The sequence below is a fragment of the Paracoccus bogoriensis genome, assembly GCF_019431455.1.
Lineage (GTDB): Bacteria > Pseudomonadota > Alphaproteobacteria > Rhodobacterales > Rhodobacteraceae > Paracoccus > Paracoccus bogoriensis.
The window spans coordinates 30,204-43,426 of the sequence record NZ_JAHYSR010000026.1; the positions used below are offsets into that span (position 1 = coordinate 30,204).

The 13,223-nt window shown below is 65.6% G+C and carries 12 protein-coding genes; 9 read left to right on the forward strand and 3 right to left on the reverse strand.

What is annotated here, in order from left to right:
- Positions 1 to 39 precede the first annotated feature (39 nt).
- The 4 genes from KY389_RS12470 to KY389_RS12485 all read left to right on the forward strand — a co-directional run bounded on the left by KY389_RS12470 (position 40) and on the right by KY389_RS12485 (position 6,684).
- Positions 40 to 1,881: a sensor histidine kinase gene (locus KY389_RS12470; protein ID WP_219831321.1), complete on the forward strand. Its 1,842-nt coding sequence runs from the start codon at positions 40 to 42 to the stop codon at positions 1,879 to 1,881.
- Complete coding sequence (locus tag KY389_RS12475) at positions 1,878 to 3,233, forward strand: sigma-54-dependent transcriptional regulator (protein ID WP_219831322.1); 1,356 nt, start codon at positions 1,878 to 1,880, stop codon at positions 3,231 to 3,233. Before KY389_RS12470 ends, KY389_RS12475 begins: the two co-directional genes overlap by 4 nt.
- A 184-nt stretch (positions 3,234 to 3,417) precedes the next feature.
- Positions 3,418 to 4,392, forward strand: coding sequence for a TAXI family TRAP transporter solute-binding subunit (locus tag KY389_RS12480; RefSeq protein WP_219831323.1), 975 nt, complete (start codon positions 3,418 to 3,420; stop codon positions 4,390 to 4,392).
- Between the two features lie 183 nt (positions 4,393 to 4,575).
- A complete protein-coding gene (locus KY389_RS12485; RefSeq protein WP_246588105.1) occupies positions 4,576 to 6,684 on the forward strand; it encodes a TRAP transporter permease in 2,109 nt (702 codons plus the stop codon).
- Positions 6,685 to 7,117: 433 nt separating this feature from the next.
- On the opposite strand, the gene KY389_RS12490 is transcribed toward KY389_RS12485, so the two are convergent.
- Positions 7,118 to 8,791 (reverse strand): D-alanyl-D-alanine carboxypeptidase family protein, encoded by a 1,674-nt coding sequence (locus KY389_RS12490; protein WP_343222955.1) that lies wholly within the window; start codon positions 8,789 to 8,791, stop codon positions 7,118 to 7,120.
- A 316-nt stretch (positions 8,792 to 9,107) separates the two neighbouring features.
- Between KY389_RS12490 and clpS the strand changes: the two genes are divergently transcribed.
- Genes clpS through KY389_RS12505 form a run of 3 tightly spaced genes read left to right on the forward strand, consistent with a single transcriptional unit; the run spans position 9,108 to position 11,260 of the window.
- Positions 9,108 to 9,425: an ATP-dependent Clp protease adapter ClpS gene (gene clpS / locus KY389_RS12495; RefSeq protein ID WP_304617546.1), complete on the forward strand. Its 318-nt coding sequence runs from the start codon at positions 9,108 to 9,110 to the stop codon at positions 9,423 to 9,425.
- Positions 9,426 to 9,428: 3 nt separating this feature from the next.
- On the forward strand, positions 9,429 to 10,460 hold the full coding sequence (locus KY389_RS12500; protein ID WP_219831325.1) for a class I SAM-dependent methyltransferase: 1,032 nt from the start codon (positions 9,429 to 9,431) through the stop codon (positions 10,458 to 10,460).
- Complete coding sequence (locus KY389_RS12505) at positions 10,457 to 11,260, forward strand: SDR family NAD(P)-dependent oxidoreductase (RefSeq protein WP_219831326.1); 804 nt, start codon at positions 10,457 to 10,459, stop codon at positions 11,258 to 11,260. The genes KY389_RS12500 and KY389_RS12505 overlap by 4 nt, the downstream gene beginning before the upstream one ends.
- On the opposite strand, the gene KY389_RS12510 is transcribed toward KY389_RS12505, so the two are convergent.
- Entirely contained in the window at positions 11,257 to 11,670 is a 414-nt protein-coding gene (locus tag KY389_RS12510; protein ID WP_219831327.1) for a hypothetical protein, read from the reverse strand. The genes KY389_RS12505 and KY389_RS12510 overlap by 4 nt on opposite strands.
- A 63-nt stretch (positions 11,671 to 11,733) precedes the next feature.
- On the opposite strand from KY389_RS12510, the gene hemF reads away from it, so the two are divergent.
- Together hemF and KY389_RS12520 are read left to right on the forward strand one after the other, a co-directional pair.
- A complete protein-coding gene (hemF, locus tag KY389_RS12515) occupies positions 11,734 to 12,600 on the forward strand; it encodes an oxygen-dependent coproporphyrinogen oxidase (RefSeq protein WP_219831328.1) in 867 nt (288 codons plus the stop codon).
- 2 nt (positions 12,601 to 12,602) lie between these two features.
- Positions 12,603 to 12,869, forward strand: coding sequence for a hypothetical protein (locus tag KY389_RS12520; protein WP_219831329.1), 267 nt, complete (start codon positions 12,603 to 12,605; stop codon positions 12,867 to 12,869).
- 3 nt (positions 12,870 to 12,872) lie between these two features.
- On the opposite strand, the gene KY389_RS15885 is transcribed toward KY389_RS12520, so the two are convergent.
- Positions 12,873 to 13,115: a transposase domain-containing protein gene (locus tag KY389_RS15885; RefSeq protein WP_425517194.1), complete on the reverse strand. Its 243-nt coding sequence runs from the start codon at positions 13,113 to 13,115 to the stop codon at positions 12,873 to 12,875.
- Positions 13,116 to 13,223 lie beyond the last annotated feature (108 nt).

A 13,223-nucleotide genomic window follows, 5' to 3' on the forward strand; every position in this document is an offset into this window, starting at 1 on the left:
GTGGCGCGCAATCATGGCGCAGGGATGACGGAAGGCTTGATGACGCGCGGCGGTCACAGACGATGGGGGCGGCGGCTTGCGCTGACCGGGGCGGTCCTGGCGCTGGCGGCGCTGGTTTTGACCGTGGGCGCAGATCAGCTTGGCCGCGCCTTCATCACGGCTTCGGTTCCGCAGGGCGAGAACGTGCTGCGCCTGTCGCTGTCCGGCCTGCGCGGCGAGCTGGCGCGCTATGAACGCCTGCCGGAACTGATTGCCCAGGAACAAGTGCTGGCCGATGCCCTGGCCGATGATGCGCCGCGTGCGCAGATCGCGGCGGCGAACCTCTATCTGCGGCATGTGAACCGGATGATGGGCCTGTCGGACAGCTACATCATGCGGCTTGACGGCACGACCATCGCGGCCAGCAACTTCAACGACGATGTCAGCTTCGTCGGTCAGAACTTCGCCTACAGACCTTATTTCAGCGACGCCGCCAATGGCGGCAAGGGGCGGTTCTTTGCACTTGGCACCACCTCGGGCAAGCGGGGCTATTACTTCGGCGCGCCGGTGCGCGACCGGGGGCGGATCGTGGGCGTTCTGGCACTCAAGGTCGATGTGGACGCGATCGAGGACAGTTGGCGGGCCGCCGAATACGAGATCATCGTCACCGATGCCGAGGGCGTCGTCTTTCTGGCCAGCCGCCGCGATTGGCATTTCCGCGCGTTCTCGGCGCTGTCGCCCTCGGCCCGGATGCGGGTCGAAGAGACGCGGCGCTACGACAATCAGCCGCTGGAGCCCTTGCCGCTGCAGAAGCTGGGCTGGGTCGGCAGCCACCGCCTGATGCGGCTGGCCCTGCCCGAGGGAATGCGCGAATTCGTCGTCATCTCGGAACCCATGCCCGAGGCCGACTGGACGGTGCAAGTCCTGCTGGACACGGCGCCGGCCTATCGGCAGGCTTTCTGGGCATTGGTCGGGGCGCTGCTGCTGCTGGGTCTCAGCGTGGCGGGGTTGTTTGCGCTGGCGCAGCGCCGCGCGCGGCAGCGCGAGCGGTTGCAATTGCAGCGCGAGGCGCAGAGCCAGCTTGAGACCCGCGTGGCCGAACGCACCCGCGAACTGGCCGCGCTGAACACCCGCCTCGAGGCCGAGGTGTCCGAGCGCCGCGCCACCGAGGAGGAACTGCGCCGCACACAGCGGCATCTGGTGCAATCGGCCAAGCTGGCAGCGCTTGGCCAGATGTCGGCGGCCTTGTCGCATGAGCTGAACCAGCCGCTTGGCGCGGTCCGCAACTTCGCCTCGAACGCGCAGAGGCTGCTGGACCGGGGTCGCGTGCCCGAGGCGCGCGAGAATATCGGCCGCATCATCGGCCTGACCGACCGCATGACCGAAATCGGCCGCACCCTGCGCAACTTTGCCCGCAAGCCCAATTCGCAACTGGCGGTGATCGACCTGAGGGACGTGCTGCGCGACGCGCTGGAGGTGATCGCCTGGCGCATGGGCAAGAACCCGACCCGGATCGAGACCGACCTGCCCGAGGGCCCGATCCTGGTGCGCGCAGGTGCCGTGCGGTTTCAGCAGGTCGTCGTCAATCTGCTGTCGAACGCGCTGGACGCGCTGGAGGGGCAGCAGGATGGCGTCATCCGCATCGCCCTGCGCGAGGCGGGCGACCGGCTGATCCTGGAGGTTTCCGATAACGGGCCGGGCATTCCTGCGGGGCTTGAGGAACGTATCTTCGACCCGTTCTTCTCGACCAAGGGTGTCGGCGCGGGCCTTGGTCTTGGCCTGTCAATTTCCTTCAACATCATCAAGGATTTCGGGGGAGAACTTCGGGTGCTGCGGCAGGCGCGCGGGGCCTGTCTCCAGATCGACCTGCCGCGCCTTTCGGCCAACGAGGCCGTCGCATGAGCCGGGGCCGCATCCTGCTGGTCGATGACGAAGAGGACATGCGCCTGTCCACCGCGCAGGCCCTCGACCTTGACGGGTTCGAGATCGAGGCCCTGCCCGACGCGCAATCGGCGCTGGACCGGGTGGGCTTCGGCTTTGACGGCATCGTCATCACCGACATCCGGATGCCCGGCATGGACGGGCTGACCCTGATGAACCGCATCCGCGAGATCGACGCCGAGATCCCGGTGATCCTGCTGACCGGGCATGGCGACATCCAGCTTGCCGTCCGCGCCATGCGCGAGGGGGCGCATGACTTCATCGAAAAGCCCTTCGATACCGGGCAATTGTCCAAGATCGTGGACAGGGCGCTGGAATATCGCCGCGTCGTTCTGGAAAACCGCGTCCTGAGGGCGGCGGCAGGTCAGGCCGACGATCTGGAATTGCGGCTGGTCGGCCGCTCGAACGTGATGGTCGATCTGCGCCGCCGCCTGCGCACCATCGGCCCGACCGAAGCCGACGTGCTGATCGTGGGCGAGACCGGCACCGGCAAGGAGGTCGTGGCCCGCGCGCTGCATGATCTGTCGCCCCGCGCCCGCAAGCCCTTCATCGCCATCGACTGCGCGGCCTTGCCCGCCGCGCTGATCGAATCCGAATTGTTCGGCCATGAGGCAGGCGCCTTTCCCGGCGCGCTGCGGGCACGTTATGGCAAGTTCGAACATGCCCGCGGCGGAACCATCCTTCTGGACGAGATCGGTTCGATGCCCTGGGAGATGCAGGGCAAGCTGTTGCGGGTCGTGCAGGACCGCGTCATCTCGCCCCTGGGCGCCAACGAGAACCGGGCACTGGACGTGCGCTTCATCGCCACCTCGCGGCGCCCGCTGGAGGACGAGGTCGCGGCGGGGCGGTTCCGGGCGGACCTGCTCTATCGGCTGAATGTCGTGACGCTGAACGTGCCGCCTTTGTCGGCCCGGCGCGAGGATGTGCAGCTTCTGTTCATCAAGCTGGTGCAGGAGGCGGCCGCCCGCCATCGCCGTGTGCCTGTTCCGGTGCCGCCGCAATTGCTGGCCGAAATCGCGGAACGCGACTGGCCCGGCAATGTCCGCGAATTGCGCAACGCCGCCGACCGCCACGCGCTTGGCATCGCCCTGCAGCCCGCCGAGAAGCCCGCCCCCGAGCAGATGCGCCTGGCCCATCGCGTCGCCGCCTTCGAGCGCGATCTGATCGTGGCGACGCTGGCGGCCCATCGCGGCAGGCTGAAGCCGGTCTATGAAACACTCGGCCTGTCGCGCAAATCGCTTTACGAAAAGATGCAGAAATACCGCATCGACAAGACCCACTATGTCGATGCAGCCGAGGATGACAGCCCCTGATGTAGGGATTTCCACCCATCGACCGGCGCGGATGTTACCAAATCCACCCATAAACGCGCTGAAAAGGTCGATTATTTCCGGTCTGGCCGCATGGCGGAATTGCGCCAGACGCATGGCAGCCGCTAGCTGGGCGCGTTTTCGGGGAGGGCAAAGCGCCTCGCCCCTTTTCCATTGGGAGGATCTCATGCGTTTGACCACTGCCGCCGTTGCGGCCGCCGCCGCCCTTGCCCTGTCGCCCGCCTTCGCTCAGGAGGACCGTTCGGACTGGCCTTCGAGCCTGACGATCGGCACGGCCAGCCAGGGTGGCACCTATTTCATCTATGGCACCGGTCTGGCGGGGCTCATCACCCAGAACCTGGGCATCAATGCCTCGGCCGAGGTGACGGGCGGGCCGGTGCAGAATGCAACCCTGGTCGAGACGGGCGACCACCAGATCGGTCTGGTGACGATGGGCCCGGCCTACGAAGCCTGGACCGGCAACAGCGAATTGGCGCCGGGCGTCGAACATTCCTCGATGCGCGCGCTCTTCCCGATGTATCAGACCCCGTTCGAGGCGGTGGCGCTGCAATCCTCGGGCATCGCCGACGTGATGGACATGAACGGCAAGCGCGTCTCGGTCGGCCCGGCGGGCGGCACCGCGGCGACCTACTGGCCGCGTTTCTTCGAGGTGCTGGGCGTTCAGGCCAATATCAGCTATTCGGGCGCCAATGACGCAACCAGCCAGGTCAAGGACGGGCTGATCGACGCCTTCGCCTTTGCCGCCGGCGTGCCGATCAGCGCCTTCGCCCAGATCGCGGCGGAAAACCCCGTCAACATCTTCGGCTTCACCGAGGAGCAGCGCGACCGGATCCTGGAAGCGCTGCCGGAAGTCTCGGCCTTTGACGTGCCGGGCGGCCTGTATCAGGGGTTCCCCGACGGGCACCTGACGGTTGCCATGTGGAACTTTGCCATCGTGCATGAGGACATGCCCGAAAGCCTCGCCTACGAGATCACCAAGCTGGTGATGGAGAACAACGAGGCGATGATGCAGATCCATGCCACTGCCGCCGAGACCCTGCCCGAGAATGCGGCTCAGAACACCTTCCTGCCCTATCATCCCGGCGCGCTGCGCTATTTCGACGAAAAGGGCATCGAGATCCCGGCCGAACTGCGCGGCTGATCGCGACAAGACCTTGCCGGAGGCCCCGTTTGGCGGGCCTCTGGTCCGTTCCAATCCTTGAACGGCCCGGCTGCGGTCAACCGATCGCGCGCCCGCGCCGACGGAGACCCCGACATGTCAGCCCAAGCTGCCCCATCGGCAGAGACCGGGCCCGTCATCGCACAAGGTGTGGATGACGAGCCGATGGCATCCAACCAGCGCGACCCCAAGGGCCGCGTGGGAATGCTGATCGCGGTTCTCGCTGCCGCCTATACCGTCTTTCACCTCGTGGTCATGGTCTTTTACCCGCTGGAGACGTGGACTTACCGGATGTTCCATCTCTGCGGGGGGCTGCTGATCGGGTTTCTTACCTATTCGGCGCTGAGCCAATCCTCGACCGAGGCCGAGGACCGGCCTCGCGGCCCGCTGGAACTGGCGCTTCTGGCCGTGTCGGTCGGGGGCATCGGCTACGGTGTCCTGATGGTCGCCTATGCCTGGGGCGGCTGGTGGCTGGCGGGTGTAGCGCAACCGCCGCGCATGGTCTTTCAGACCTATGGCCTGCCATTGGTCATCGGCACCATGGCTGCGATCCTGTCGGGCTGGCTGTTCTCGACCCGGGCGCGGTCGCGCATCCATCTGCCCGACATGTTACTGGGCCTCGCGGCAATCGCGGTCCTGGGCTATATCCTGTTCGTCGTTGGCGCATTGCGGATGCGGGCAGGGACAGCCCTGGCACAGCCGGGCGATCTGTGGGCGGCGCTGACGGGCGTCCTGCTGATCCTGGAACTGGCGCGTCGCCTGACGGGCCTGGCGCTGGTCGTCATTGTTGGTGTTTTCATTGCCTACAGCTTCCTCGGGCCATGGCTGCCGGGATTCCTGAACCATCGCGGCTATACGGCGACCCGGTTCTTTACCTACATCTTCACCGATCAGGGCGTGCTGGGCGATCCCATCGCGGTCAGTTCAACCTACATCATCCTGTTCATCGTCTTCGCGGCCTTTCTTCAAGCCTCGAAGGTGGGCGATTACTTCGTGAACTTCGCCTTTGCCTGCGCGGGCCGGGCGCGGGGCGGTCCGGCCAAGGTCGCGGTTTTCGCATCCGGCCTGATGGGCATGATCAACGGCACTTCGGCAGGCAATGTGGTCTCGACCGGTTCGCTGACCATTCCGCTGATGAAGCGCGTGGGCTATGCGCCCAAGACATCCGCCGCCATCGAGGCCACAGCCTCGTCGGGCGGGCAGATCCTGCCGCCGATCATGGGCGCAGGCGCCTTCATCATGGCCGAGGTGACGGGCATTCCCTATACCGACATCGTCATCGCTGCCATCATTCCGGCGCTGCTGTATTTCGTGTCGGTCTATTTCATGGTCGATCTTCAGGCGCTGAAGCTGAACATGAAGGGCCTGCCGCGTTCGGAACTGCCGCGCTTTGACGTGCTGGTGAAGCAGGTCTATCTGTTCCTGCCCATCATCATCCTGATCTACACGCTGTTTGCGGGCTATTCCGTGATCCGTGCGGGTGCGATGGGGATGGCGGCGGCCGCGATGGTCAGTTGGCTCACGCCGCACAGGATGGGGCCGATCCGGATCTTCCGCGCGCTGGAACTGGGCGCCAAGATGTCGATCCAGATGGTCGCGGTCTGCGCGGCGGCGGGGATCATCGTCGGCGTCATTGCGCTGACCGGGGTGGGGGCGCGATTCTCGGCGCTGCTGCTGACCATCGCGGGGCAGAGCCAGTTGCTGGCGATGTTCTTCGCCATGTGCATTTCGATCATCCTGGGCATGGGGATGCCGACGACGGCGGCCTATGCGGTCGCGGCGGCGGTCGTGGCGCCGGGCCTGATCAGCCTGGGCGTTCCGGTCCTGGTCGCGCATTTCTTCGTTTTCTATTATGCGGTCATGTCCGCGATCACGCCGCCCGTGGCGCTTGCTGCCTATGCGGGGGCGGGGCTTTCCGGCTCGGACCCGATGAAGACCTCGGTCGAGGCCTTCAAGTTGGGTCTTGCCGCCTTCATCGTGCCGTTCATGTTCTTCAACTCGCACGAATTGCTGATGCAGGGCGAGACGATGAATATCATCCACGCCACGGGGACGGCGCTTCTGGGCATGTTCCTGCTATCGGCGGGCGTCATCGGCTACTTCTTCGGGCCGGCTGCGACGATCGTGCGGGTGATCCTTCTGGCGGCGGCCTTGTCGATGATCTCGGTTGGCTGGCTGACCGATCTGGTGGGGCTATCGGTCGCGGTCGCGCTCTATCTGTGGCAGCGCAAGGTGGTCACGCCGGGCGCGCTGGTGCGAGGTCAGACGGACTGATCATTGCCGGGTCTGGGTGCGGGTCTGGATCTGGGAGAAGCCCCCGGATCAGGGGAAGCGGGCGGCGATTTCGATCGCCGCCCGTCATCCTTTCTGCGTGTCCTGTCCCCGAGGGGCAAAATCGCTGTTCCGGCCAAGGCATGACGTGGCTCACCAAAAAACGCGGCCACGTCAGTTGCTTATCCTAGGCGGCGAAAGCCTTTCCGAAGTGCCCGATTATCGGTGTTTCGATACCGCAGGCAACGCACCCGGCCGCACGGGTAACCCTGCCGTTCAAGCTCGATCTTATTCACTGCTCTGCGAGATGGCGCAAACGCGATAGAGGGAATTTCCTTCCGAGCGGACAGGCTCAAGACCCGCCTTCCTGAAATGGATCGCGTATCGGTTCTCCGGGGAGTCCCGAGGGCAGCTGGCTTCGGCCAGGATCGGCACTTCAGCGAGCGATCACCTGACAGTCGCGCGCCTTGCTGTGCAGCCTCTCACAGGCCAGTTGTGCCTGCGAGCGCGTCAGATTGACGAACTGTGCCTCGAAACCACGCCGCGTGTCCGCGACCTGGCGCCGCGCGGTGCCAAGAACGCCGCCATCTTGAAGCGCAAGGCTGAGAAGCTCGCGCTCAGCCTCGGCCTGCGATGCATAGAGGCCAAGCGAAACCGCCCAGCCGCGTCCCGAATCGGCCGGTCGGCGCACGATTTCCAGCGCCTCGGCGTTGCCAAGGTCGCCTTCGCCCATCGCAGCCAGGATTACGGTCTCGGATCGCGGGCGCGGCGGTGAAGAACTGTTCAGCTTGAGACTGCCGGACGGCGTCTGCTCGACCGGTGCGGTTGCGGGCGTAGCGGCGGCAGCCGCCAGACTGGCCGTTGCGGTCGTGTTGACCGGGCTGGCGCGGTTCGGCGCGGCGCGAGGACGGACCGAGGATGCCAGGACCGGCGCGGCGAGGCTGGCCGAGGCAGCGGGTGCCGGGACAGCAGATGTCGCCTCTGCAACGGCTTCCGCAACGGCTTCGGCCATTCTGCTGCCGGGCCTTGGCCGCGGCCTGAGGCTGTTGGACAATGACAGACCCGCGACTGGTGCGGGTGTGGCAACCGTTGCGCCGGCCTGGCGCAGCGCCTCGGTCAGGTCGGGCACGGGGGCTGCCGTGGCAACAAGGCTGGCCGTGGGCACTTCAGCGGAGGGGCGGGCGGCTGGGGCGGGCGAGGCCGCCAGAACCAGACGTTGCGGTTCGGGCTGGGTGGCGGCAGGCGTCGGCTCGACCTGCGCGCGGCGGGTCGTCGTCTGGCTCAGCATACGCGGCCGCTGCGGGCGCACCTCTCGGACGCGGTCCGGGATACGCGGGAAGCTGGCATCCAGCAATTCCGCCATGACCTGATTGCGATGCGCGGTCGATGTGCCGCCGAACACAGTCGCGATCAGCCGCTTGTTGCCGCGTTGCGCCGAGGCGGTCAGGTTGAAACCCGCTGCCCTCGTATATCCCGTCTTGATCCCGTCCGCCCCCGGATAATCGTCCAGAAAGCGGCGGTTGGTCGAGGCGACCTGTGCCACGCCCGCATCCGCCGAGCGGCGCGAGAAGAGATTGTAATATTGAGGGAAATCATAAAACAGATGGCGCCCGAGAACGCTCATGTCATGAGCGGTCGAAAAATGCCCCTGCTGCGTCAGGCCATGCGCATTGCGGAACTGGGTGTTGTTCATCCCGAGCGCGCGCGCCATCTGGGTCATCTGCTGGGCAAAGGCTTCTTCCGAGCCTGCCAAGCCCTCGCCGATGGCCGTGGCGGCGTCATTGGCCGACCGGATCGCAGCGGCGCGGATCAGATAGCGCAGCTCGATCTGTTGGCCTGGCCGCAGCCCCAGCTTTGACGGCGGCTCGTTTGCGGCCTTGGTCGAGATGGTGAAGCGCGAATCCAGCCGGACCCGGCCGCTTTCGATGGCATCAAATGCCATATAGAGCGTCATCATCTTGGTCAGCGAGGCCGGATGCAACCGCGTATCGGCATTCTGCCGGAAGACCGGCTGTCCGGTCCGGGCATCCATCACATAGGCCGCGAAAGGGGCAGCCGATGCCGTCGGCGTCATTGTCACGGCCAGTGCAGCCAGCGCAGGAAATGCCACTGCCCATAGCCGGAATGCGGAAAGGAATCGGTTCACTGTCTCGGTCTCTCTGCCACAGCGGGCATGTCGTTTCTCGCATGCCCTTCGTTTATGAATCGACAATAGCATGGGGCTTTTTTCCTTGAAACCACGCATTCGAGATATTTTGCCCTCCATCCGGATGTCCGAACTGGCGTTGCGACGGCTGGCCTCGGTCTCGGGGGCTTTCATCCTTGCAGGTTTCGACTATATTGGTCTTGCACGCTTCGCGCCGGGCGCGGCCCTCGCGGCCCATGACGCCCCCGTTGATACGACACAGACGCAGATGACCCACCGGATGACAGACAGCGACCGTCCCGACGACCAGTCCGAACTCGCGGTCAAGCCGCGTACGAGGTCTCAGCGCCCGCCGATGTACAAGGTGCTGATGCTGAACGACGATTTCACGCCGATGGAATTCGTGGTTCATGTGCTGGAAAGACTGTTCCACATGACCCATGCGCAGGCGATCGAGATCATGTTGACCGTCCATCGCAAGGGCGTGGCGGTGGTCGGCGTCTTTTCGCATGAAGTGGCCGAGACGAAGGTCGCGCAGGTGATGGAACTGGCGCGCCGCCAGCAGCACCCGCTGCAATGCACCATGGAAAAAGAGTAGCCCGTGACACAATCCAGACTGGACCTGGCCTTCCCGGACGGCCATCCCGGAGGCGAGGTTCTTGTGATCGGGGCGCGTGCCGCCGATCCGCTGACATCGCTTGATCCCGCGCGCACCCGTATCCTCCAGGGCCATTTCCCGGACCATCGGGCCCTGACCGAGCGCGGCTGGCGCGTCGATCCGGCCGTCCAGGGCAGTTTCGATCTGGTCCTGCTGTTCCTGCCGCGCGCCAAGGCGGCGGCGCGGGCGGCCATCGCCGATGCAGCAGAGCGGCTTCGGCCTGGCGCTGCTCTCTGGATTGACGGACAAAAGACCGATGGCGTGGACGCCATCTTGCGGGAATTGCGCACATTGGCGCCGGTGGACGAAGTGCACAGCAAGGCGCATGGCAAGATCTTTCGCGTGACGATGCCTTCGGGCGACTGGCTGCCTGCGGAATGGGGCGCGGCTCGGACCGAGATCGCGCCGGGCTTCGTGACCGGGCCCGGCGTCTTTTCGGCTGACGGGATAGACCCGGGATCGGCCCTGCTGGTAGCGCATCTGCCGGAACGGATGCCGACGCGCGTCGTCGATCTGGGCGCGGGCTGGGGCTGGCTCTCGGCGCAGGTTCTGGCACGACCCGGCGTCGAGCAGATGCATCTGGTCGAGGCCGACCATGCTTCGCTGCAACTGGCGCGGCGCAATCTGGACGATGCGCGTCTGCATTTCCACTGGGCCGATGCCCGCGATTTCCGGTTGCCTGATCCGGTGAATGGCGTGGTGATGAACCCGCCCTTTCATGAGGGTCGGCAGGCCGACCCGAAACTGGGCGCGGCCTTCATTGCCACCGCCGCGCGGCTGTTGACGGGGGCAGGGCGGCTGTGGATGGTGGCGAATCGCCACCTGCCCTACGAAACGGTGCTGGCACAGCATTTCGGTCAGTATCACGAGATCGGCGGCGACAACCGCTTCAAGGTGATCGAGGCGACAGGCGCCGGCAAAGGTCAGGCCGACCGACGCGCGAACCCGGCGAATACCGTGAGGCGGCGGCGATGAGTTTGTCGATCCAGGGCAAGACCGCCATCGTGACCGGCGCAGGGCGTGGGGTGGGTCTGGCCATTGCGCGCCATCTGGCCGAACGCGGCGCCAATGTGATGTTCGCCGACGGGGACGAGGCGGTTCTGAACAAGGCCGTCGCGGATTATGACGGTGACGCCCATGTGCGCCGCTTTGTGGGCAACATGGCCGAAAAGCTGGCCATGGCGAATCTGCTTTCGGCCACGATCGACGCCTTTGATCGCGTGGATATGCTGGTCAACGCCCATCGCCTCGTGCGCTCGTCTGACCCGCTGGACACCGATATCGAGACCTTGGACGAAATGCTGCAACAGAACCTGCTGGCCGGGTTGCGCCTGTCGCAGATGGTCGCGCGCCGCATGATCCGTCAGGCCGAGGACGAGCCGGGCCACCCGCAAAATGGTGCCATCGTGACGATTTCGACTCTGGCGGCGCGGCGGCCGCAGCCCTCGATGCTGGGCTATTCCATCGCCTGTGCGGCACAGGAACAGGCCGTGCGCGGTCTTGCGCTGTCGCTTGCACCGCACCGTATTCGCGTGAACGGCGTCAGTTTCGCCAGCGTCATGTCGCACGAGATGCAGTGCATGTTGAAAGACATCCCCGAGAAGCGCGCACAGATCATCGCGGGCACGCCCCTGGGCCGGATCGCCCCCGCCGACGAACTGGCCGAGACGGTGCATTACCTCGTCAGCGACGCGGCGCGCTTCGTCACGGGGCAGATCATCACGGTTGATGGCGGGCGCAGCCTGGTTGATCCGGTTGCAGCCCAGATCCTCTAGCCTTCGGGATAGGCCGCGCGGCAGGCCTCGACCGCGCGTGCGGCGCTGGCCGACAGCGCATTACGGCGCGCAATCAGGCCGTCGCGCTTGCGCGCCTCGGCGACGGGGTCGATGGGCACGCGGAAACGCTCGGTCTCCAGTTCGTCGCGCCAGCAGCCATAGGTGGTGATGACGGGCTTGCCCTCACGGTCGGTCGTGACGGTCTGGCATTGCGCAAGCCGTGATCGCACGATCTGTCGCTCGCCCCAGGCATAGCCGCGCGCCAGATTGCCTTCGACCTCGGCCAGAAGGCTGTTCACGGTTCGATATTCGCTGGTGTTACGGCTGATGCAGCGTTCCTGCGGCGTGCCGCAAGCGGCAAGCGCGAGCGGCAGGGCCATGATCATGGCACCGGTGATGTTGCGAGGCATGGCAGGTCTCGTTACAGGTTTTCCGACAGCTAGCCGCAGCCGGGCGGTAAAGGCAAATCACGAATGAGGGTCGCCATGGAAGAACAGCGCCGCCGCGCCGCCAAGTGGTTTCGCGAATTGCGCGACCGGATCGTCGCCGCCTTCGAGGCGCTGGAGGATCGCGGCCCGGGCGATTTGCCGGCGGGCCGGTTCGAGGTGACGCCGACCGAACGCGCGGATGATGGCGGCGGAGGCCTGATGTCGGTCATGCGCGGCGGCCGCGTCTTCGAGAAGGTCGGCGTGAACTGGTCCGAGGTCCACGGCACCCTTGCCCCACGCGCACAGGCCGCGATGGCCGCCCGCGGCGTGCCGGGGATGGAAAACGACCCGCGCTTCTGGGCCTCGGGGATCAGCCTCGTCGCGCATATGCAGAACCCGCACGCGCCCGCTGTCCACATGAACACCCGCATGTTCTGGACGCCCGGCGCGTGGTGGTTCGGCGGCGGGTCCGATCTGAACCCCTGCCTCGAATACCCCGAGGACACGGCGCATTTCCACGACACGCTGCGCGCGGCCTGCGCGCCGCATGGCGCCGACTACTACGACCGCTTCAAGGCCTGGGCGGACGAATATTTCTTCATCCCCCATCGCGGCCGCGCGCGCGGCGTCGGCGGGATCTTCTACGACGACCTGAACACCGGGGACTGGGAGGCCGACTTCGCCTTTACCCGCGCGGTGGGCGAGGCCTTCCTGCCCGCTTTCCTGCCCCTGGCCGAAGCGCGCATGACCCAGCCTTTCACCGACGCCGACCGAGATGCGCAGCTGATCCATCGCGGACTCTATGCGGAATACAACCTCGTTTATGACCGGGGCACCAGATTCGGTCTGGAGACCGGGCACAACGCGGATGCGGTGCTGATGAGTCTGCCGCCCTTGGCGAAGTGGGTTTGATAATGACCCGCCGAGCGAGCCTGCCAATTTCGGCAGGCCAGGGTCTGCTGCTGGTGCTGCTCGTGGCAAGTGCGGGAAAGATGCTGATGATGAGTCGGGACGTTTTCAATCTGCTCGCAATCCAGTTCATCATTGTGTCGCCAGTAGGGCTGCTCGGCGCATTCATGTCGCTTGGCGTGAACTTTCTGCCAGGCCGCTTGCTCTTGTCGGCGGCCCAGATCGGATACATTCGGTCAAATCCGCTGATCCGATGTCACCATCCGGCCTGACCGCTACCTGTTCCATCGCCATGGCAGCAGGCTGTTGATCTTGCCGTCCGGGAAGCGGGTGCGGGTTTCGGCAAGCCAGGGACAGGGATCGACGGCGTTGCGCTTGGCCGTTTCGACCAGGGTGCAGGCGAAGGCGGCGGCCTTGGCGCCTGCCTCGGAGCCGACGAGGATGGGTTTTCCGGCCCTGCGCGATGACGCGCATGCCGCGTTCGGCCGCGTTGTTATCCAGTTCCAGGATGCCGTGATCGAGGTAGGGGCGCAGGCGTTCCATGCGGGTCAGGGCATGGCGTCCGATGGCGTCGGCCAGCGGCTCCAGCAGGGCAGCGGATTTGCGATCCGGCCGGTCAGGCTGAA

Coding starts and splice junctions, on each gene's coding strand:
- KY389_RS12470 (WP_219831321.1), top strand. CDS start 40: ATGACGCGCGGCGGTCACAGACGATGGGGGCGGCGGCTTGCGCTGACC.
- hemF (WP_219831328.1), top strand. CDS start 11,734: ATGAGGGTCGCCATGGAAGAACAGCGCCGCCGCGCCGCCAAGTGGTTT.
- KY389_RS12505 (WP_219831326.1), top strand. CDS start 10,457: ATGAGTTTGTCGATCCAGGGCAAGACCGCCATCGTGACCGGCGCAGGG.
- KY389_RS12475 (WP_219831322.1), top strand. CDS start 1,878: ATGAGCCGGGGCCGCATCCTGCTGGTCGATGACGAAGAGGACATGCGC.
- KY389_RS12520 (WP_219831329.1), top strand. CDS start 12,603: ATGACCCGCCGAGCGAGCCTGCCAATTTCGGCAGGCCAGGGTCTGCTG.
- KY389_RS12480 (WP_219831323.1), top strand. CDS start 3,418: ATGCGTTTGACCACTGCCGCCGTTGCGGCCGCCGCCGCCCTTGCCCTG.
- KY389_RS12510 (WP_219831327.1), bottom strand. CDS start 11,670: ATGCCTCGCAACATCACCGGTGCCATGATCATGGCCCTGCCGCTCGCG.
- KY389_RS12485 (WP_246588105.1), top strand. CDS start 4,576: ATGGCATCCAACCAGCGCGACCCCAAGGGCCGCGTGGGAATGCTGATC.
- clpS (WP_304617546.1), top strand. CDS start 9,108: ATGACAGACAGCGACCGTCCCGACGACCAGTCCGAACTCGCGGTCAAG.